13 protein-coding genes and 1 riboswitch are annotated in these 21,484 nt (G+C 43.7%); of the genes, 7 read left to right on the top strand and 6 right to left on the bottom strand.

Annotation, left to right across the window (positions count from 1 at the left end):
* Nucleotides 1–42 precede the first annotated feature (42 nt).
* From K0625_RS02640 to metH, 6 genes are all read right to left on the bottom strand, one after another.
* On the bottom strand, nt 43–417 hold the full coding sequence (locus K0625_RS02640) for a TM2 domain-containing protein (protein WP_220108249.1): 375 nt from the start codon (nt 415–417) through the stop codon (nt 43–45).
* A 258-nt stretch (nt 418–675) separates the two neighbouring features.
* Nucleotides 676–1,875 carry a DUF418 domain-containing protein gene (locus tag K0625_RS02635; RefSeq protein ID WP_220108248.1) on the bottom strand — a complete coding sequence of 400 codons (1,200 nt, stop codon included), beginning with the start codon at nt 1,873–1,875 and terminating at the stop codon, nt 676–678.
* A 236-nt stretch (nt 1,876–2,111) separates the two neighbouring features.
* Nucleotides 2,112–5,915: an RHS repeat domain-containing protein gene (locus K0625_RS02630; RefSeq protein ID WP_220108247.1), complete on the bottom strand. Its 3,804-nt coding sequence runs from the start codon at nt 5,913–5,915 to the stop codon at nt 2,112–2,114.
* A 24-nt stretch (nt 5,916–5,939) separates the two neighbouring features.
* Entirely contained in the window at nt 5,940–7,145 is a 1,206-nt protein-coding gene (locus tag K0625_RS02625) for an RHS repeat-associated core domain-containing protein (RefSeq protein WP_220108246.1), read from the bottom strand.
* 66 nt (nt 7,146–7,211) lie between these two features.
* Complete coding sequence (locus K0625_RS02620; protein ID WP_220108245.1) at nt 7,212–9,122, bottom strand: hypothetical protein; 1,911 nt, start codon at nt 9,120–9,122, stop codon at nt 7,212–7,214.
* A 1,096-nt stretch (nt 9,123–10,218) separates the two neighbouring features.
* Nucleotides 10,219–13,974 carry a methionine synthase gene (gene metH / locus K0625_RS02615; protein WP_232846892.1) on the bottom strand — a complete coding sequence of 1,252 codons (3,756 nt, stop codon included), beginning with the start codon at nt 13,972–13,974 and terminating at the stop codon, nt 10,219–10,221.
* Between the two features lie 301 nt (nt 13,975–14,275).
* Here metH and K0625_RS02610 point away from each other — a divergent pair, with 301 nt between their 5' ends.
* The 7 genes from K0625_RS02610 to K0625_RS02580 all read left to right on the top strand — a co-directional run bounded on the left by K0625_RS02610 (nt 14,276) and on the right by K0625_RS02580 (nt 21,476).
* On the top strand, nt 14,276–14,923 hold the full coding sequence (locus K0625_RS02610) for a histidine phosphatase family protein (protein ID WP_220108244.1): 648 nt from the start codon (nt 14,276–14,278) through the stop codon (nt 14,921–14,923).
* 134 nt (nt 14,924–15,057) lie between these two features.
* Nucleotides 15,058–15,260, top strand: a riboswitch (cobalamin riboswitch).
* A 164-nt stretch (nt 15,261–15,424) separates the two neighbouring features.
* On the top strand, nt 15,425–16,270 hold the full coding sequence (locus K0625_RS02605) for an ABC transporter ATP-binding protein (protein WP_220108243.1): 846 nt from the start codon (nt 15,425–15,427) through the stop codon (nt 16,268–16,270).
* Nucleotides 16,248–17,297, top strand: coding sequence for a FecCD family ABC transporter permease (locus K0625_RS02600; protein ID WP_220108242.1), 1,050 nt, complete (start codon nt 16,248–16,250; stop codon nt 17,295–17,297). Before K0625_RS02605 ends, K0625_RS02600 begins: the two co-directional genes overlap by 23 nt.
* Before the next feature lie 162 nt (nt 17,298–17,459).
* On the top strand, nt 17,460–18,500 hold the full coding sequence (cobT, locus tag K0625_RS02595; RefSeq protein WP_220108241.1) for a nicotinate-nucleotide--dimethylbenzimidazole phosphoribosyltransferase: 1,041 nt from the start codon (nt 17,460–17,462) through the stop codon (nt 18,498–18,500).
* 75 nt (nt 18,501–18,575) lie between these two features.
* The gene (locus K0625_RS02590) at nt 18,576–19,349 is read left to right on the top strand and encodes an adenosylcobinamide-GDP ribazoletransferase (RefSeq protein ID WP_220108240.1); all 774 of its coding nucleotides are present in this window, start codon (nt 18,576–18,578) and stop codon (nt 19,347–19,349) included.
* Nucleotides 19,346–19,888 carry a bifunctional adenosylcobinamide kinase/adenosylcobinamide-phosphate guanylyltransferase gene (gene cobU / locus K0625_RS02585; protein WP_220108239.1) on the top strand — a complete coding sequence of 181 codons (543 nt, stop codon included), beginning with the start codon at nt 19,346–19,348 and terminating at the stop codon, nt 19,886–19,888. Before K0625_RS02590 ends, cobU begins: the two co-directional genes overlap by 4 nt.
* A 4-nt stretch (nt 19,889–19,892) precedes the next feature.
* Entirely contained in the window at nt 19,893–21,476 is a 1,584-nt protein-coding gene (locus tag K0625_RS02580) for a cobyric acid synthase (RefSeq protein WP_220108238.1), read from the top strand.
* Nucleotides 21,477–21,484: the final 8 nt, after the last annotated feature.

The following is a 21,484-nucleotide window of genomic DNA, read 5'->3' as shown; positions in this document are numbered from 1 at the left end:
GGTGTGACAGGTAATCTAGATAATGAGTTAAGTTGGTATTTGTTATATGCAATAGCGCTCTACTCTTTTTGAGTAACGCTGGGCAAAGTTAAAGGGGCTCATATTCAAAGTTCGGATAGCGTCAATCCAGCCGACGAGTACAGGGACTAAAGTCCAGCTAAAGACTAGGTATAAGCTGCCCTTCATATACTGGCCTAAATAGAATTTGTGTATTCCGAGCCCACTCAGCAGAAAGCTAAACCAAATTGCGAGTTTTTGGTTCTTGATATGTATGTTTGGATCGACGCCAGCAAGGGCTTCTAACCCTTGGGTTGCATGACATTCAGGGCAGGTAATTAAACTTGAGTCGATCTTTTGGCTGCACTGCGTACATAGAGACTCTTTATGCTGTGAGAGTGGGTAGTCACTAGTTTTCATTACAAGCTCCAGTTGTCAAAAAGTGGTCAGATACTATTTGGCGTGGCTTATTATGAGTACAAGTGTGCGCTGAAACCTAGTTGCACAGTTCACATAATTGAAATAAAAACAATCTCAGCAGCTCTGAAGGTTTGAGTGGCTTTTTATCCCTCCTTCAAGATTGAGTTAACCTTCACAGCGAGCTTAGCGGGTACTTTTGTATCAACTATGTTTGATAGGTAATTTGAGTAGGAGCTTGATATCTCTTTATCAATCTTATCATCTCCTTTGATCTAGAAGTTGATCGTTTTCTTGAACCGCATTTGGTTTAGCTTTTGCTAGTCTCCGCCACAGTTTCTCTAATGGCCCTTGATTGAAATAGTTAAGGTATATGGTGGCTAGAATAAGCTGGAGAATTGAGTAGCCAATGGCAATTAGCATATAGTCTGGTCTATCTAGGGTGTTTACCAGAGTTGGCTCAAAGTGACGAAACAGCAATACTCCGCAAATTGATTGCAGTATGTATAGACTGAAGGCAAGTCGACCTACTTTTTGTAGAGGAGCTAAAACTGTTGAGCGATTTTGGCATATTTTTATCAGCAGATGCATGTAAATTAGCGCCATCGGAATTGCACTGAGCAGTACGATCACGCCCGATAGGGTATGTAATATTGGATTTTCAGAAAAGGAGAGTAGGCTATCTAGAGTAGAGAAAAAAATACTCGTCAAAGCAAACCAGATAAGATGTCGCTTGCTAAATCCTTGCTGAAAAATGCCTTTACGATAAAGTGCTACGCCAAGCAGCATCAAACCTGCTGAAAGCCACATTAGTGTTAATGGGACAACCAACAACAAAGTCGTAAATATAATCAGTTGCATCAATAGCTGTTCAGAGTATGTGCTGAACCATATCAAGTACTCCTCTTCAAATAGCTCAGACCCTCGAATAAACCGCTCTTCGGGAGAGAAGATACTAAAAAGAGTAAAAGTAAACACTGAGATGGCAATAAACAGCAGTGATTTTTTTATTAGTTTATCGTTATCAAGCTGCAGGTAACAAAGGGCTAAAAAACCACTGAGCCCGTAAGCAAACAGTACGTCACCAGACCAGATAACAATCCCATGTACGGCGCCAAAAACTAATAGCCACTTCAGTCGTGATTTAATCTGCTTATAGGCGTCGATATTCTGTTTAGAATACCGATCGAACTGAACCGCTAAGCCTACACCAAATAACATTGCAAATAGGCTGATAAAGCGTCCTTCAAGAAAAAAATTACTAAATAGTTCCACTAAGGTGTCATGAAGAGGGGATATTTCATGGCTGGCGTAACCTGAAACGGCGTTACCAAAATAATAGATGTTCATAAACAAAATCCCCAGTACTGCGAGTCCACGAATAGCATCAATATTTGCGTTACGTATAGGTTTTGTACTGTGATTTTCTGGGGTATCAGAGACTTGAGTTATCGATTCCATCAGTTTGGCCTACATTCCATGTGCCATAAAAGTAAAAAACACAATATCAGTATTTAGGGCTCAGCGGAAAGCTTTTGAAGTTGATAGGAATCACCTTACTCTGCTTGGGGAGCATTTCGAACCTGTGAGAATGTTTGCAGGCCCACTGTTAGCTCACTTTGCTTCGAGGTACGAGTGGAAAGGTTGAAAGCAGAGAAGAAGGCACGGAGCGTGCCTTGATACTTTAAGTTCGATAATTACGAAGGTGGAGCTAGAAGGTGCCTATACCCATAAGTGGTATAAAGGTAGTTTTCTGTATTGTTGATATCTCCTTTTTTTGAGACGCTTAGGGGCGTGTTACTTGAGTCTGTTAGGTATGATGAAACCAGTTGAGTTTCAGCACTGCTGAACTTTTTCCCGATAAGTTTATTGTCGGCGAGCAGGTGCTGTACTCTTAACTCTCCCTGTTTTTGACCTATTAATTTATTACCTGAATAGATTAACTCTAAGTTAGGTTCATTATTAATCGATTGGCTTATCAGTCGTCCAACAGCGTCGTATTCATAGGATGATATTAATAGTCCATGCTCATCATAAATAGCCCTCATTTCACCGTATTCATCATATGAATACTGTAAGCCTTTCTCATCTTGAGTGAGCTTGCCAAACTCATTATAAGCGTGACTCAAATCTATATCTTCATATGAGGCATGGGTATGTGAAATATGCATTAATTGAGTGGGATTGTTTATGTCATAGATAAGCTCAGAGTTATCTACTGAACTGTCATCAAAAACGGTTGCTACATGGCAAATATTATTCAAATTATCATAACGAAACACCTGACTTACTATAGTATTTTCATATTGATCTTTAGGGCTTCTGGCGCCATCTGCTCGGTAAGAGGTTAAACGTCCAATAGGATCATATTCAAAATGTTCAGTTAAGATATCGCCGTTTAGGCTGGTGAGCTTTGTTCTAACTTTACCGTCATCAGTAAATTGACGTGTTTCAATCAGTTGATGTGTCTCCTGTGTGCTAGTTGTCACGACCTCATAGGGAAATTTTGAGTAATCGTGGTTTATTTCAGTAGGGTTAGCACCTGTGACTATGATTTTTGTTACACGAGAAAATTGGTCATAGTTCATATAATTAACTGTATTACTTCCATCGAAGGTCGATTTTACTCTCTGAAAATCATCGTATTCGATAAGCTCATAGTCTGTATCGCTGAATTTAGAAGCAACTGGGAAGCCAAATAACGTGTACTCATAGTGCTGAGTATCGGAGTGGTTTCTCTCTATTGAGGTTAAACCATCGAATCGATATTCGTAATCAACATGGTTGCCAGTATCCTCTCTGACTGCGTTACGGATGGAACCGCGTAAGTTATCTGGGATGTAATGCTTCAAACCCAATTGAGTATAATCGCCAATCTCACTATTGAAATGTGCATCGACTTCTTGTCCGTTTGACAATTTTACTTTATGAAAATGTATCGCCCCTGCCGAATAATGATAACTCGTTTGAGTTTGTCCAATGGTTTCATCTATTAAGCGACCAAAGCCATCAAAGTTACGCTGGCCTAATTTTATGTTGTCTAGGGAGACAGACTCGATAAAGTCGATACTGGTATGGTACGGCGAGTATATTTTTGATGTGGTGAAATCGATAAAGTCAGCATTATGTAGGTAATGCACTCTAGTTGAAGTCACCCTGTTGAGTAAATCATGGCCAAAATCTTGGTTGACACCAAGATGGTTCACGCTATTGCGGATGCGACCAAATCCATCATAAACCGTCGTAGTTCCAACGTTCATTTTCTGATTGTGTTGATCAAATTGCTCGGTAATCACCTGACGATTTAAGGGATCACGTTGGTTAACTGAATAGGGCTGACCTGCAGTGCCTGTTACCTGTTTCAAGCTTATGGGATCAAATTGATCGATTTGAATTTGACCATCTGGTAACGTGACTTGGAAACACTCTCCCCAGCCATCATATTCAAATTTTTTGGTCAGTGCCCATGTTTGCTCTGCGATGGGTAATTGAAGGCTTGATGGCAAGGTTTTATCGTATTGAGTTTCTGTTATTTGCTGTCCCAGCGAATTAAACTCATTGCTTATATTCAGGTAGTTCTCTATCACTCCAGGTATGGTTAGATAGACCTCTCTTACTTGGCCGAGTGCGTCATACTGAGTCGTTTTATTATTACCATAAGAATCGAATTCTTCAATTTTGCTTTGAGAGTCGAAGTAAATATACTCTTTTTTGCATTCATACTCCGAGTTTGGAGCTGTGATTTCAGCCTGGAGCCTTCCATCAAAATAATAATCTAAACGAACGGATCTTCCTTGTTCGTTTTTCTCTACTATCTCTCCAGATGTCATGTTAAACAGTGTAAAGTTTTTAATGGAGTCATTTAATTCACTAGAGCAGGACGTCGTAGTCGTTACCTTTAGCTTATTATCAATGATCTCATAATGACTCTCTTCTCTATTTTGATGGTTATTGCTCTCTAATATGATTGCACTTATTCGGCCAAGATCGTCTCCTGCTGGACAGTAGCTGTAGCTAACTTTTGTTTGTGAATATTCATTTTTATCTTCTTCAATACAAACAGAATCATGGAGTAAACGATATTTCCTTCGAGAAACGATGCGTGCTTCATCTGTTTTAGTATCTGTAATTGATTGCGACTTTAAGAAGTAAATAAAGCCGTATTTAGGGCATTTTTCAATCGCGTTATCTATTGCACCATTAAGGGTGTTGTAATATTCATAAGTAATCGATACACCCTCTTCAGGATCATACTCGTTGAGTAAATTGCCATAATTATCAAACTGATAATAAATTGATTCAGTGCGACTGCTACCATTGTTTGAAAACTGCTTCTTATGGTTCTTTATCAGCTTTAATCTTGGATCTTGGGTTGATATATCACCATTGTCTGTAGAGAAGTAAGTTGTCTCCTCTGTTGTTATACAGTTCTTATACTCGATTTTTGCTTCACGAATATTATGGAATTTATCAAACTTTTGAGTGGTTACCAGTGAATGTCCTTCATGATCGACACTGGTTTTTTGACTACGATAGAAGTAGGGAGTTTTTATTCTATACATGGTGTCGCTATAGGCTTGATAGGGCACAGAAGCGCCTAGGCCATAAGCATTATTGCCTTGATGACCCTCTAGCAGGAAGTCGAAGGTCGTCTTCCTGATTGTCTGCCCTGAGCGTATTAGCGAATGTTCAGTGACAACGGGCAGTGATGTAAAACCGGCACGTGCAGGGAGTGATAGATATTGACCATATACTAGCTTATGGGCTGTTTCATCGGGTAAAAGCACCTCATCAATGCAGTAAACGTTGCTTTTCCCATCGTATTTTTTAACTATTTTATAGTTTAATGCGTTCTGGTAAGCGCCTTGGTTTTCATAAGGTAGAGAAAGCGTGGTGAGTTTTTCATTAGAATTGATGAATACAAAGTATTTACCGCCTAGCAGGCTAATCTCTTTTGCTCCACCTGCCCCTATTTTTTTTACGCTTAAAAATATAAAACCAGAATCGTCTTTTATTTCAATTAATTGATTGGTTGATGACCATCTAAAATTAACCCCATTCCCTAATGTATTTTCTTTTCTCACTAGGTTTGCGGATTTACCCTGAGCATCAGTTTTTAAAAAGTCCTTTTGCCCATCTATATAGCTAACTTTGTACTCTTTTACCCTTGAGTTATATTCAATCTTAAAGTCATTTAAACAGGGCTCTGCTGGTAAAATATTTCTAATATCTAACTTAATTGAAACGCCACTTGAATTAGTGAAAATATGATTAATCAAATCTATTTTTGATAAGCTTAATTTTAGCCCAGGACCAAAGCCATGATCCTGTTGATTAAAGGTATCAATGCTTGTATTTATCTCTAATTCAGGCCCTTTTAATTTGTTCGCATTAATTTTGACGAGATGTATTGAAAAATCAAAAGACCCAGTGCGTTCATTAACATCACCTGTAGCAAAGCCATTGTAGTTATTCGCATATGTGAAAACCTGATCAGCCATTTTGTCACTCCATATCTATTAGGTTTAGGCGAAAATACCATTACGTATTTGGCGGTTGACGATGTCAGTGTCGAGAGAGAAGGTGGCTTGGATCTGTCCGAATGTTCCGGGCGCTTGTGGTGTATCGGTATTGTTGTTTTCGTTGATATTGTCTAGTTTATCTCTTGCTGTGACTAGTTTTGATGCTGCTAAAAAACTGCCTGAAGACATAGATAAGCCCTGCCTAACAAGTGCCCCAGCAAAGCTCCTAGCAAAATGTCCAGAGTTCATCCCTGTCTTAGCTATATTTTCAACTTTCCAAGCCATGGTGTTATTCAAAAAACGTGTGGGTTTATACTGTGTTTTTGGCTTCATGGAGATAAACTTTGAGGAGAGATCACGTTGGCCGACAACATGAGACTCTAGCTTAGTTGCCATAACAGTATCGGCAGTCTCAACGCTTAACGCACCGCTACGTGCGTCGACTTCTTTAAAAGAATTATCTTTAATTTTGGTAAAAAATTTATCATTACGAGCTTTGGCGCTTTTACCAATTTTTAATTTCGATGTGGTTTTAAAGTTACTTGTACTAAAGCGAGATTTAAATCCGCTCACTGTGCCTTTTAGTGCGCCGGAAACGCCAGCAGCAATGGATGCGACAGAAAAGACAATTGAGGCAATATCTAAATTTGCAGCGGCTGTTGGGTTTGAATCTTCAACAGCAGCCGAAGCTATGGTTAAGCTGCCTCCAATAGCTCCTAATACGCCGCTAAGGACCCCCATAGCTACAGCAAATGATGTTCCACCAGTAAAGGGGGCTAAAACGGCACCAATAATGCCTGTGACGACAGCAAAAATTCCAAAACCAATTTTCCATCCGTCTAAATGACCCGTTGGGTCATTGAAATTGACCGGATCACCGTGGCAATAGGCATATACATTAAGGCCAGCCTCACCAAAGGGGCTCATGGAGTCAGGTGATTGAAAGCGCATTAAAATGGGGTTATAGAAACGATAACCTTGCCCAAGCTGATAGTTACCAGTAATAGGGTCTAGCAGTTCACCATTAAATCCAGACAGTTCATGCTTGATGATAGTTAACAATAAATTTGAATCGAGGTTAATGGCTTTTGCCATGCTTTTTATCGAGGTTAATGAAATTCCTGTTAAGAGCGCAATTGAAATGCTACCACTTAAAAAGTTTCGTCTACTTATGCAATTTAATGCATCTTTCTTATTTGAATTTTCCATGGGGATTCCCAATAAGCTAATTGAGTTAAAGGCCGTTTTTCGGCCTTATATTTTTAAGTGGGGATACTAATCGTAGACAGGCACTATTTTTATGCTAGATCTATCGAGTTTAGTTAATACGTATTGATCAGAGACACCCGCATTGGCCCCCATATTCGTTTCGCCAATGACTTTAGCGCTGAATATGAAATGATTGCCGTAGTTATCTTCTATTTGATGACTGATATCGACTTTGTTTCCTGAGGTCGAAGCTGACCAGTGACCTGCGTCTGTCCAAAATACAAAGTTACCACTATCACCTGAGTAAAAATCGATGACAGATTTGGTTGCCACAATAGAAAATGAGTTCTCTCTATTAACATCGGTTAAATAGAAGCGCCAAGTATCTTGTGAGCTAAAACCACTATTACTACTGTTCTTATCTTTTGTTGAGTATGAGAAGTCACGCATAGAGGTATTGCCAAATAAAAAGTCTGTCGTGTACCAGTCTTCTAAATCCCAGTTACTACTTTTTACATTGTTACAAATACCATCAACTTGATCGCCTTTGCTGTCAAAAACACACCCTCTAGCCACTCCTATCGATTTAACACCATCGACAGGTCTGAAATAATGATTATTCCTTTGTGAGCTAAAAACATAATGATTTTCTTTTGCGTAACTGACACCTCGGGTCCAACCATTTCTTACTCTATATTTGTTATGACAATCGACCTCATTCACACAGAGAACCTTGTCTTCATCAAATGACATTTTGACACTGTTTGCGTCATAGCCACTGTCGACATATCGATTGTATTCCCCTTTGATAACGTTGACTCTTCTATAGTTATTTCCTGGTGCCGCGGAGTTACAGTTATCATTTGGGTAGCCTGAAATAGGACCATAGTCATCTGTTCTTTCTGGGTTAGCGAATACACATAGATCTAAGCTATTGTTTGTATCAGTTCCCGAAAGCCCTTTATAAGTCATGTAAACGGTGGCCTTGAAGTAATTGTTGCTGCGTGGCTCTGCACGGTAACTACTTTGACCAAGGCTGGATTCATATCGCTCATTGACTGAGGATGAGATATCTATCTGTGGATAAAGTAACGATATAGGCTGTGGCGTTGACTCTCCAAATTGAGCTATTTTTAAGTAATATTTTTCCTCTTCGGCTGATAACTCTATGGGGGTTTGAGCTATATCATCGCCATAAAGGTAGGCTCTATATTTGATCTCAATAGGTTTTTGCATATAACCATTATTGTATAGTTGATTGCCTTTAGTGGAGGTGTTTATCGATAGCTCTGCAAAAGTAATATCGCGTATTGTTGAGGTTGCTTTAGCTTTGTAACCAACAGTTTGTACAGCCCACTTACTCTCTTTATCGCTCCAATTAAGAATAAAGCTATCACCAGTTTTTATAAGCAGATCACCTTGTCCATGAAGCAGGTTGTCAGCATTTAAATGAGTGTCGTAGGTTGCGACTGAACGTATGAGTATTTTGTCAGCATCTCCTTTTTCGCTTGGTAAGAATATGGTGTTATACCAATTCGCATTTGAAAGTGTGTAAGTGACATACTTTTTACTGTTTGGAATGGTTTGGCCGATACTATTGGGGGTAAAATTGTTAGTTGTAAGTAACCAACTTCTTAGATTATTTTTATATACAAATTGGTATCGTTCGCCTTTGCTGACCGTTATTTCATTAAATCCAACGATCTCCCCATTTACATCAAAATGGTAAGCCGCATCTGATGAAACATTAATTTTTGTATTATTTTTTGGCTTGATAGGAAGGAATATCTCTCTCTTCCAGTTAGCATCACTTGCATAGACAGTGACAACTTCATCTGATGAAGGGATCTGCCCGTACAGTAGATCTTTAGCATCAATTGTCAATGCGTATGACTGGAAGCTAATAACACTTACAATTAGTGAACTTATTACTTTGATACTGGTAATTATTGTAGATTCCGAACGGTTTCTTATCATGTTTAATCCTCTTTTTTATATTTTAGTGCTATTTGAATAATTAACTTTGTTGTTTTTTGTGATGTTAGATTTTTTATTTAAATAGTGTCAATCGTTTTGGTTTTTATTTATTTTCATGATGGTTTTTATATGTTTAAATTTATAGGTTGAACGCTGACTGGTTAACATTTTCGCGTCGTATGTATCTTTTTCTTGGGGTTATATATTTCATTTGTGCCTGTATTGTGTCTGCTTGGTTTGTGGTGTTTGTTTTTATCTATATGTTTTAATTGGTTTAGTTGTTATTTTATGTAAGTTTTATTCCTATGTGCTGAAGTGTGATTTTGATCACGAAATTTTGGGCGAGTAAATATGAAAAGATGTTTATGACGTATCAGTTTTATATATGGAACGTATCAATTTTATATACGCTGGAGGTTTTTAAATCTGATTTTTTTGATATTTTTTAATAGATTAAAAGCTCTATTTGTTCGGTTTTGTTGTGAGTTTGAAAGTGTGTGGTTGATAAGCTGATAGAACCGTTGGGCTATATTAAATAATATTAAGAAGAATATTAATTTATATAATGTTAATGAAGGCGTCTGGTTGTGGTGAAAGATAGTGGCAGAGATAATTGCGAGAGATAGTGGGAGAAGCAGAGGGCGGGCTTTGCCCTGCTAGGACGGCACTAGGTTCCTGCGAGGTCGTTCGCAGGCTCACTGTTAGAAAAACTTAGATGAACGTCGAGGGCGGCCGCTTGAGTACAGAACGAGCTGCTCATGGTTGACGGAACGCTTCGCTTACGGATAACAGAACGCTGCGCTGTGAGAAAAAACAAGAGTAAAAGATTATCGCTTTTGATTTTCTCCGTGTCCTCTGTGGTGAATAGCTTGCAGCATAAGAGAAGAAGCAAAGAACATTCCCACTACTGAGCGCTATGCTTCCGCTGATTTAATTGAGGAAAGAACACTGGGATGGCAATGAAAAAATAGGACCGCCGTAACTTCTCACAATTGATACAAAAACACCTGCCACCAATAAGAATCAAAACAGATATCTCATCAGCCAGCAGGCGCAATTTAAATAATAGGAACGACCAGATTATTCTGGGTCACTCTTACTCTGGGTCATAGTCCAACACTGGTGCTAGCCACCTCTCAACCTCCTCCACACTCATCCCTTTACGCGCTGCATAATCCTCTACCTGATCTCGGCCGATATTGGTCACGCCAAAGTAACGTGATTTAGGATGAGCAAAATACCAGCCTGAAACTGCGGCGGTGGGGAACATAGCAAAGCTCTCGGTGATGTTAAGGCCGATAGTTTCATCGGGTTTTAGTAGATCCCATAGCAAGCCTTTCTCGGTGTGATCGGGACAAGCTGGGTAACCGGGTGCGGGGCGGATCCCTTTGTATTTCTCACGAATAAGCGCTTCGTTATCGAGTACCTCATCGGCAGCATAACCCCAGAACTCCTTACGAACGCGTTCATGCATACGCTCTGCAAAGGCTTCGGCCAAGCGGTCTGCCAGACACTTGAGCATAATGGCGCTGTAGTCATCGTGGTCAGCTTCGAAACGCTCAACATGCTCGTCGATACCGTGACCTGCGGTGACTGCGAAGCCACCCATGTAATCGGCAACGCCAGAGTCTTTAGGAGCGACAAAGTCGGCGAGGCAGAAGTTGTCATTGCCCACACGCTCAATCTGCATCCGCAGATGATGGGTGGTTATCTCAAGTTCACTACGGCTTTCATCTGTGTAGAGTTCTATGTCGTCATGTCCCACGGTATTTGCAGGGAACAGACCGATAACGCCTTTGGCGGTGAGCCACTTCTCATCGATGATCTTCTTAAGCATGGCCTTACCGTCGCTAAACAGTTTACGTGCCTCTTCACCGACGACTTCATCATCTAAAATCTTAGGGAAGTGGCCGTACAGCTCCCAGCTGCGGAAAAACGGTGTCCAGTCGATGCGATCGACGAGATCTTCTAGTGGGTAATCATCGAATACCTGACGACCTAATTGGTTAGGCACAAATGGGGTGTAGCTCTCCCAGTCGTGCTGGCAACAATTTTCACGGGCAGCTTCGATTGAGGTGATCACTTTACGTTTAGCCTGTGAAAGGCGTTTTTCACGCATCACATCATATTCGTTATAGGCTTCATCTATGGTGGCTTGACGAGTGTCATCATTAATTAGCTTAGAAACCATAGGAACGGCGCGCGAGGCATCGGCAATATAGATGGCGCCAGTTGGTGCATGTGGGGCTATTTTCACTGCGGTGTGAATTTTAGAGCAGGTGGCACCACCAATAATCGAAGGGATGGTTAGGCCCGCTTTATGGAAGCTTTTAACGTTATGCACCATCTCGTCTAGACTTGGGGTGATAAGTCCTGACATCCCGATAATATCGACATTCTCCGCTTTGGCGACCTCAATTATCTTCTCAACAGGAACCATCACACCGAGATCGATCACCTCATAGCCGTTACAGGCCAGTACCACGCCAACAATATTCTTGCCGATATCGTGTACGTCACCTTTTACCGTGACCATTAAGATCTTACCGTTAGATTGACCGGCGACCTTTTCAAGCTCGATGTAAGGGTTGAGGTAAGCTACGGCTTTTTTCATCACTCGGGCGGATTTCACCACCTGTGGTAGGAACATCTTACCGGAGCCAAAGAGATCGCCAACGATGTTCATGCCATCCATCAGAGGACCTTCAATTACATCCAGTGGTCTGGTGGCCGCTGTACGCGCCTCTTCAGTATCTTCATCGATATAGTCGGTAATGCCCTTGACCAGTGCGTGAGCTAGACGCTCATTCACGGGCTTAGTGCGCCACTCGAGATCCTCTTTTTTGCCAGTTTGAGCGCCATCGCCACGGAATTTTTCTGCAACCTCGAGCAATAGCTCAGTGTTATTGGTTGCTTCACCGTTTTTATCCACTGCGCTGCAGGGGAGGTTTTGTACTATGGCTTCAACTTTCTCTTTTAGCTCAGGGTCGATATCGTCATATATGGCTAGCTGCCCAGCGTTAACGATACCCATGTCCATGCCAGCTTGAATCGCGTGATAGAGGAATACGGCGTGAATCGCTTCTCGCACTGGGTTATTACCGCGAAATGAGAAGGAGACATTGGATACTCCTCCTGAGATCATAGCGTGGGGCAGGGTACGCTTTATCTCGCGGGTTGCTTCGATAAAATCGACGGCATAGTTATCATGCTCCTCGATACCGGTTGCGATGGCGAAGATGTTGGGGTCAAAGATAATATCTTCTGGTGGGAAGCCAACCTTGTCGACCAAAACGTTGTAAGCGCGAGTACAGATCTCGACTTTACGTGCCTCGGTGTCCGCTTGGCCTGTTTCATCAAAAGCCATGATAATGGCAGCAGCGCCATAGCGTTTAACCAGTTTGGCTTGCTCAATAAACTTCTCTTCGCCCTCTTTTAGGGAGATGGAGTTAACGATCCCTTTGCCCTGAATGCATTTTAGGCCGGCTTCGATCACCTCCCATTTGGAGGAGTCGATCATGATCGGTACGCGGGAGATATCTGGCTCTGAAGCGATAAGGTTGAGGAATTTCTGCATCACCTCGACGCCGTCGAGCATCCCCTCATCCATGTTGATATCGATGATCTGAGCGCCGTTTTCCACTTGATCGCGGGCGACACTCAGTGCTTCTTCATATTCGCCAGTTTTAATCAGGCGTAGGAATTTGGCAGAGCCGGTGACGTTAGTACGCTCACCCACGTTAAGGAAGAGTGAGTTCTCATCTATGGTCAGAGGCTCAAGGCCTGAGAGGCGACAAGCTACTGGAATATCGGGTAGTTTACGCGCCGGGTGCTTAATCACAGCTTCACGAATAACTCGGATGTGATCGGGTGTGGTACCACAACAGCCGCCAATAATATTGAGAAAACCCTCCTCGGCCCACTCGCCAATGATATCGGCCATCTGTTTCGGTGTTTCATCATAACCGCCAAACTCATTTGGTAGACCCGCATTGGGGTGCGCCGAGACAAAACACTCAGAGATTTTTGATAACTCTTCTACATAGGGACGTAGCTCTTTTGGTCCCAGTGCACAGTTAAGGCCGATAGAGAGCGGCTTAACGTGACGTAATGAGTTGTAGAAGGCTTCGGTGGTTTGTCCGGTAAGGGTACGGCCTGAGGCATCGGTTATGGTGCCTGAGATCATGATAGGTAAACGGAAATCTTGCTCATCAAACACGGTTTCAATAGCAAACAGTGCAGCTTTGGCGTTGAGCGTATCGAAAATGGTTTCCACCATGATGATATCGGCGCCGCCTTGGACTAATGCATTGATAGATTCAATATAGGCTTCGACTAATTCATCGAAACTGACGTTACGATAGCCAGGATCGTTCACATCGGGGCTGATTGAGCAGGTTCGATTGGTTGGACCTAGAACACCAGCCACATAACAGCTTCTACCTGTCTCTTGTTCGACTTCATCGGCAGCGGCGCGGGCTAAGCGAGCCCCCTCAAGGTTGATCGAGGCCGAATGCTCCTGCATGTCGTAATCGGCCATGGCGATACGGGTCGCGTTAAAGGTGTTGGTCTCGATAATATCGGCACCGGCCAGTAGGTAATCTTTGTGGATCTGTTTAATCGCATCTGGCTGGGTGAGCACCAACATGTCGTTGTTGCCCTTAACATCACAATGCCACTCCTTAAACTGCTCACCACGAAAGGCATCCTCTTCGAATTTGCAGTCTTGGATCATGGTGCCCATGGCGCCATCTAGGATAAGGATCCCGTCGCTCAATTGCTGTTTCAGCTGCTGCTCGAGTTGTTGGCCTTTCGCTTTTATGTTTTTGGTACTTAGGGTTCCAGTGGTCATAAATTCTACCTGTTTTAACGACTTAATTGCTCAGGCTCAAGCGTGTGCCTATATTATAAATCTATACTTTCAGATGTTTACTCTGTTTTTATACCAATTTCAGTTAATTTGGCATGTGGTTTTATCTGAACTTTATTTTGGATGTTTATACGTATAGACGTCCATAATAAACCAGAGTCCGGTGATAGTCGAGTATCCATCCTATACCGATTAGTATTGCTTGACTAAGAGGGGATAGATTGCAAACTTAGGCTGTGTGGATATTGAAGGTGTGGAAGGAAGTGAATGTCGGAGGCGATGGATGGAAGAAAGTGAAACGCAAGATTGGAGCAATGGTAAAACGACCAGCCTTTACCTGATGCGTCACGGTGAATGCGAAGGCGGTGATATATTACGAGGCCAGACCGATGTGGCCTTGAGTCAGCTTGGCAAGGAGCAGATGCAGCATGCATTAGCTGGGTTAGATATTGAGTTTGAGCAGGTGATCTGCTCTCCACTGCGCCGATGTAGCGAATTTGCTTTGAGCCTCTACCTTGAAAAGGGGATCCCGCTGAAGATGGAGGATGGACTCAAGGAGATAGATTTTGGCGACTGGGATGGTGAGACACTAGAGACACTGTTTCAGCAGAGCTCAAGTGTGCTGGATATGTACTGGAAGAACCCTTGGGCGTTTACGCCACCTAATGGCGAGACGATGCAGGAGTTTGAGGCCAGAGTAAATCAGGGATGGGAGAGGATAATAAGCCAGTACAGCGGGCAGACCTTGCTACTGGTGACCCATGGTGGTGTGATCCGTCATCTAATGTCTAAGGCATTAGGTGCAACAGGAGTTGCAGGCTTTTATACTCAGCTTGCACTGGATTATGCCTGTGTGGTGAAGATCACCGTTTACAGTTCAGCTCAAGGGGAGCTATTCACTAAACTGCATTGGGGCGGTAATACCAAGTGAATTTATTCAATCGGTACGGTTTTACTCAGCTATTAAACACGGCATAATAGCGCCACCTAGGATCTGTTTAACTTGGCTGCTGATAGAGTGAATGCCCAGAGGTAGATCCGCAAAGTGAGGTGTTGGGAGCGAGCAAGTGCTGAGTACAACAAAGCGCTTGAAAGCGAACTCAATCTTAATAGGGAATTGGGGAGTAGCATTTAGCTATTAATAGCCCAAACTGTACCCGCAACTGTATGTGTTTTAAAGAGGTCGTTAGGATCTAAATCTAGGACCTAGGACATGAGTACCTCTTTAAACCATGAGTCAGGATACCTGCCTAACTTTGTCGCTAAAAAACTCGAGCGGGTAACTCGAGGGAGCGTTTCAAATGCTGTTTTTTCACTGCATCAATTGGCAGTGCCACGTCATCATCAACAAGTTAAGCCAGTTCGGGTTGCTCCACATCTCGATGTTTGTTGTGCCTGAAATTTGCCGCTCAAGCTTCACTCGGAGCGTTAAGTGATAAAGCAGAGTGTTCAAGAGACTGAAATACTTAAGGTCGATAATTTAAGCTGGCATGCCGATGAGCGTGAGATCTTATCCGGTATCCACTTCTGTCTGACGAAAGGGGAGATGTTAGGCATCATTGGTCCCAATGGCGCAGGTAAGTCCAGTCTACTGCGCTGCCTTTACCGCTACATTAAACCAAGTTCAGGCACAATTACCCTTTTTGGTGATGAGATAACAACACTATCAGCAAAGGAGTTTGCTAAGCGAGTTGCGGTTGTACTTCAGGATACGCCACACCATTTTGACCTGACCACAGCACAGCTTGTGGCTATTGGGTTAACGCCCCATAAGGGACCTTTCGATATAACCACAGCTAAAGACAGAGAAATTATCACTGATGCGCTAGCAAAAGTGGGGTTGACCCATAAAGCAGGGCAAACTTATGAGCACCTTTCTGGTGGTGAGAAGCAGCGTGCATTAATTGCCCGGGCGATAGTCCAAAGACCTAAACTGCTGATTTTAGATGAGCCTACTAATCATCTTGATATTCGTTACCAGATACAGATCTTAGAGCTGCTTCGCAGCCTTAATATTTCGGTTATCACCTCTATTCATGATCTAAATCTTGCCAGTGCACTGTGCGATCAATTGCTGTTATTAGATGCTGGCAAGTGTATCTCTCATGGCACACCAGTAGAGGTGTTAACAGAGCAGCGAATTGGGGACGTATTTGGTGTTTGCTGTAAAGTCGAGCCGCATCCTCAACATGCCAATCCTCAGATCAGCTATTTCTATGGCTACTCCTCCATTAGAGAGAAGCAGGGAGGGCAAGATGACTGTGGCCATAAAGCCTAGCCTACATCAGGTTGGGATTAACCTCTCTTTATTGATCATCTCGCTTGTCTCCTTGGTGGCTGCAGCGAGTTTTGGCGCTGCGGATCTCTCCTTTGCCGACGTGTTGAATGTACTAGAGCATAAAGCTTTTGGTTCGGGAGAGAGCGCAGGAATTGCCGAGCGGATTATCATAGAACTTAGGTTTCCGCGGATCTTACTGGCTTTTACGGCGGGAGCGGGTCTCTCTATTGCAGGTAGTGTGTTACAGACCGTGACCCGTAATCCGTTGGCGGATCCCTATCTGTTTGGGATCTCATCGGGCGCTTCGTTTGGCGCTGTGGTGGTGTTGACGCTGTTCTCTAGCTCTGGGCTCTTATCTGGCTCAGGGCTGTTCGAGCGTTACGAGTGGTTAAGTTTGCCATTGGGGGCATTTATCGGTGCTGGTTTGTCAGTATTGATGGTGCTGAGTTTGTGTGGCCGCACCATGAGCAGCCAGATTGAGCGCATGCTGCTTTCTGGTGTCGCTATCTCATTTATGTTTGGTGCACTCACGAGTCTCCTACTCTACTTCTCTAGCCCTCAGGCTGCGGCATCAGTGCTTTTCTGGAGTCTAGGTAGTTTCGCAAAAGCCAGCTGGGATACTTTGTATCTTCCCTTGGCTGTCGTGATATTTTCTACTGTAATCATACTGTTATTTAAACGTCAGATAATGGCTATGCGTGCAGGAGATGAAACCGCCCATACATTAGGCGTTAATGTCGCCCGTTTGCGCCTGCAGATGTTGCTGCTCTGCTCGCTCATCACTGCGATTTTAGTGGCGAATTGTGGTGGGATTGGCTTCGTTGGCTTAATGATCCCACACACGGTCAGAATGTTGTTTCCTGGCTACTTTCCTCTGCTGACCACAGCGCTATTCGGTGGTCTATTTATGATCTGGATTGATGTATTGGCTCGGACACTATTGGAACATCAGGAGTTGCCTATCGGCATTATTACGGCTGTGATTGGTAGTGTTTTCTTCCTGACAATTTTGCGGAGAAAGAGTTAGTTCATTACTGGTAAATAATAGAGCCTTTGAGGTAAAGAGTGGTTATGGGGCTTGCGGCTTTACCGCTTTCATGTTTTCTTAGTTCTCGTATTTGCTACGACTTTTGACTTATGGCTTGCCTGTAGTACTGAAATTATAAATGATTAAATCAAGGTGTAGAATATGTTAGATATTGGGTTTGATATTGCGCCAATCAATCATGAGTTCGATGATGAAATTCAGCATAGAATTGACAATAAAACCAAGCCATTAGGGGCGCTTGGTGAACTTGAGTTTTTGGCTAAACAGATAGCGCGTGTGCTAGGTAAAGATAAGCCTCAAATATTGAACCCTAAACTGTTGGTGTTCGCTGCCGACCACGGTATTGCTGCTGCGGGAGTATCGATAGCCCCGAGCGAAGTGACTACTCAGATGGTGATGAACTTTATTAATGGCGGCGCGGCTATCAATGTGTTCTGCCGTCAGGTGGGCTTTGAACTTGAAGTGATCGATTGCGGGATTTTACAGCCGCTAGAAGGCGTTGCTGGTATTATCGATCAGCGATTGGGAGCAGGGACTGCGCCGATCCATCGTCAAGCTGCAATGACATTAGGTGCGGTGAAACAAGGGATGGAGATGGCGCGAGCACGTATTGAGCATCACCATCAGCTTGGATGTAACTTAATTGCCCTAGGTGAGATGGGCATAGGAAATACCACCTCGGCTGCAGCGATTATGGCAACCATAATGGAGATGGATAGTGTCGATTGTGTGGGTCGTGGCACAGGGATCGACGCGGCAACTTTAAAGCGTAAACAGATGTTGGTGGAGCAGGCGATGCATGTGCATGAATCTGAGTTGACCGATCCCTTTAATATTTTAGCCTGCCTTGGCGGATTTGAGATAGTGCAGATGACCGGCGCCATGCTTGCCGCTGCCGAGAGAGGCATGTTGGTGGTGGTTGATGGCTTTATTGCCACGGCTGCAGCCATGGTAGCGGTAAAGATAAACCCCAATGTGCGCGGTTATATGATCTTTGGCCATCAATCAGATGAACGGGGTCACTGCCTGATGATGGAGCACCTGCATGCGCGCCCGCTATTGAAACTGGATATGAGATTAGGTGAAGGCACCGGAGCTGCTCTAGCTCTGCCTATGATCCAAGCTGCTGCTGGTTTTTACAATGAGATGGCCAGCTTTAGTGATGCTGGGATCGAGATTTAAAACACGATTGGCGAGTTACGGGCTTCGAGTCTCTAGTTTCGAGCTTCTACTCGTCAATGCTTTTTGGATATTTCTATGGATGTTTTTCGTCAACAGTTGACTCTTTTTTTTATCGCCATGGGCTTTTTTACCCGTATCCCAATGCCGGGATGGGTTAAGGTTGATGGCGAGAGTTTAAATAAAGCTAATCGTTACTTTGGACTGATTGGACTTTTAGTGGGAGGGATCTGTGCGCTGGTTTATGAGATAACTCGCGGGTTTCTCCCTGTTTCTGTCAGCATTATATTTGCCATGATCGCCGGATTAGTGGTGACTGGTGGCTTTCATGAAGATGGATTGGCCGATACCGCCGACGGTTTAGGTGGTGGATGGAGTGTGGCCGATAAACTTAAGATAATGAAAGACTCAAGGATAGGCACCTATGGGGCGCTCGCTCTGGTGATGGGGCTTATGCTTAAGTTCATTGTGCTCAGTGAGTTGGCGCTCTATAACCCAGATATCGTCGTGACAGCTCTGATAGTCGGCCACACCTTGAGCCGAGTGACCGCGGCGAGCCTTATCTTTTCCCAATCCTATGTTCGCGATGATGATTCTAGTAAAAGCAAACCTCTGGCTCAAAATCAGACAGTCAATGAGTTATTGATCTTACTGGCGACGGCAGTGTTTGTGCTCTGGTGTAGTGGATTGAGCGGCGCCCTCTATATTGCTATCGGACTTGTGCTGCTGCGCTGGGGGCTTATCTATCTATTTCATCGTCAAATTGGCGGCTATACAGGAGATACTCTGGGGGCGACTCAACAGTTTGCTGAGTTAGCCTGTTACCTTATGTTGTTGGGATTCTCACTGTGAACCATCTGATTTTAGGGGGCGCTAGGAGTGGCAAAACCCGTTTTGCTACTCAAGCCGCAGTTGCACTCGCTACAAAGGGGTATGAATGTGTTTATCTCGCGACTGCTCAGGCGCTGGACAGTGAGATGCATGAAAGGATCGCCAGACATCAGCTCGATAGAGAGCAAGACAGTATTGAGTGGTTAACCTATGAGACGCCCTTTGAGCTGGTGGAGACACTTAAAGCCATTGCTAGAGATAACAGAGTGATAGTTGTGGACTGTTTAACGCTTTGGCTGACCAATCATCTGCTCATTGAGCCTAAAACTCAGTCAGAAGAGAGTTGGCATAAAGCCAAAACTATGCTGTTGCAAGCCCTGCCATTGTTGCCTGGAGAGCTCTATTTAGTGAGCAATGAGGTAGGGTGTGGCATAGTGCCTATGGGGGAGTTAAGCCGCCGCTTTGTCGACGAAGCTGGCTGGTTGCATCAGGATATCGCCAAGATTGCTGACGAAGTTGTGTTAGTCACAGCTGGGCTTCCCATGAGGTTAAAGGGATAGATAGATGAGCCCCAAAAATAAACTTGTATCAGATACAGCAGTTCCAGCTCAAGTACTTATGGTACAGGGCACCACTTCTGATGCCGGAAAAAGCACCTTAGTCGCAGGTTTGTGCCGTTTGTTTGCCCGTCGCGGTGTTAACGTTGCTCCCTTTAAGCCACAAAATATGGCGCTTAATAGTGCGGTCACTGCCGATGGTGGTGAGATAGGACGTGCCCAAGCGCTGCAAGCGATAGCCTGTGGTTTACCTCTGCACACAGATTTTAACCCAATTTTGCTTAAGCCAAGTTCAGATACGGGCGCTCAAGTGATTGTGCAAGGTAGAGCCCTTGAACAGATGGAAGCTAAGACTTTTTTTGGTCAAGATGGCGAGCGAGTAAAGGAGAAAGGAGGGTATCGGGTCAAGGCGATGTCGGCAGTACTCGACTCCTTTAAGCGTCTATCTGAGCGTTATGACACTTTGTTTGTAGAGGGGGCAGGTAGCCCTGCTGAGGTTAATCTGCGTGAAGGTGATATTGCTAATATGGGCTTTGCCGAAGCGGTAGATTGCCCTGTGATCATCATAGCCGATATCGACAAAGGTGGTGTTTTCGCTCATCTGGTTGGCACTTTAGCGCTGCTTTCTAAGTCTGAGCAGGCTAGGGTGAAAGGGTTTGTGATTAACCGTTTTCGTGGCGATATTGCGCTGCTGCAATCCGGACTCGATTGGCTAGAGTCCTATACCAATAAACCTGTGTTAGGTGTGTTGCCCTATTTACATGATCTGCACCTGGACGCTGAAGATGCCTTGGTTGTATCGCCCATTAAATCCCAAAACAGCAAGCTTAATGTCCTTGTTTTAGTGTTTCCTCGCATCAGTAATCACACCGATTTTGATCCCCTTAGGTTGCACCCGCAGATTAAGTTTAACTATGTCTCAGTGCAGACTCAGTCTCAATTTCCATTGACTTCTGGTGAACTTCCTCAAGCCGATCTGATCATACTGCCGGGCAGTAAAAATGTTCGGGCTGATCTGGATTTTATGCGTGAGCAGGGCTGGGATATCGCCCTAGCTAAACACCTTAGGTATGGCGGTAAGGTGATGGGGATCTGTGGCGGATATCAGATGTTAGGCTTGGTGATTGACGACCCTAGTGGGGTTGAAGGTGAGGTGGGTGATACAGAAGGGTTAGGTTACCTCTCACTCGTAACAGAGCTTAAGCCAGACAAGGTATTAAGACAGGTCACTGGCGAGCTCTCTTTGTTAGGGGAGCAGGCTGCAGTGAAAGGCTACGAGATCCATTGTGGTGAGTCTCAAATATTAAATCCTGAGCTGAGCCAAAACTCTCCGTTTAGTCTCACCGTTGAGAATGAAGCTGAAAAGTTTAGTGATGGCATGCTCTCTAAAGACAACCAAATTTTAGGCACCTATCTTCATGGCGTATTTGATTCGCCTCAGGCTTGCACTCTTATCCTCAAATGGGCGGGATTGGATCATGCCCAAGTGGTGGATATCGATGCCATCCGTGAGGAGCAACTCAACCGGTTTGCCGATCAGCTAGAGAAAAGTTTAGATATAGAGAAGATAGAAGAGATTTTGAGATCGTGAAGCTACCA

The organism is Shewanella nanhaiensis, assembly GCF_019457885.1.
Lineage (GTDB): Bacteria > Pseudomonadota > Gammaproteobacteria > Enterobacterales > Shewanellaceae > Shewanella > Shewanella nanhaiensis.
The sequence above is the reverse complement of the archived record's forward strand: the minus strand, read 5'-3'. Positions and strand labels throughout refer to the sequence as shown.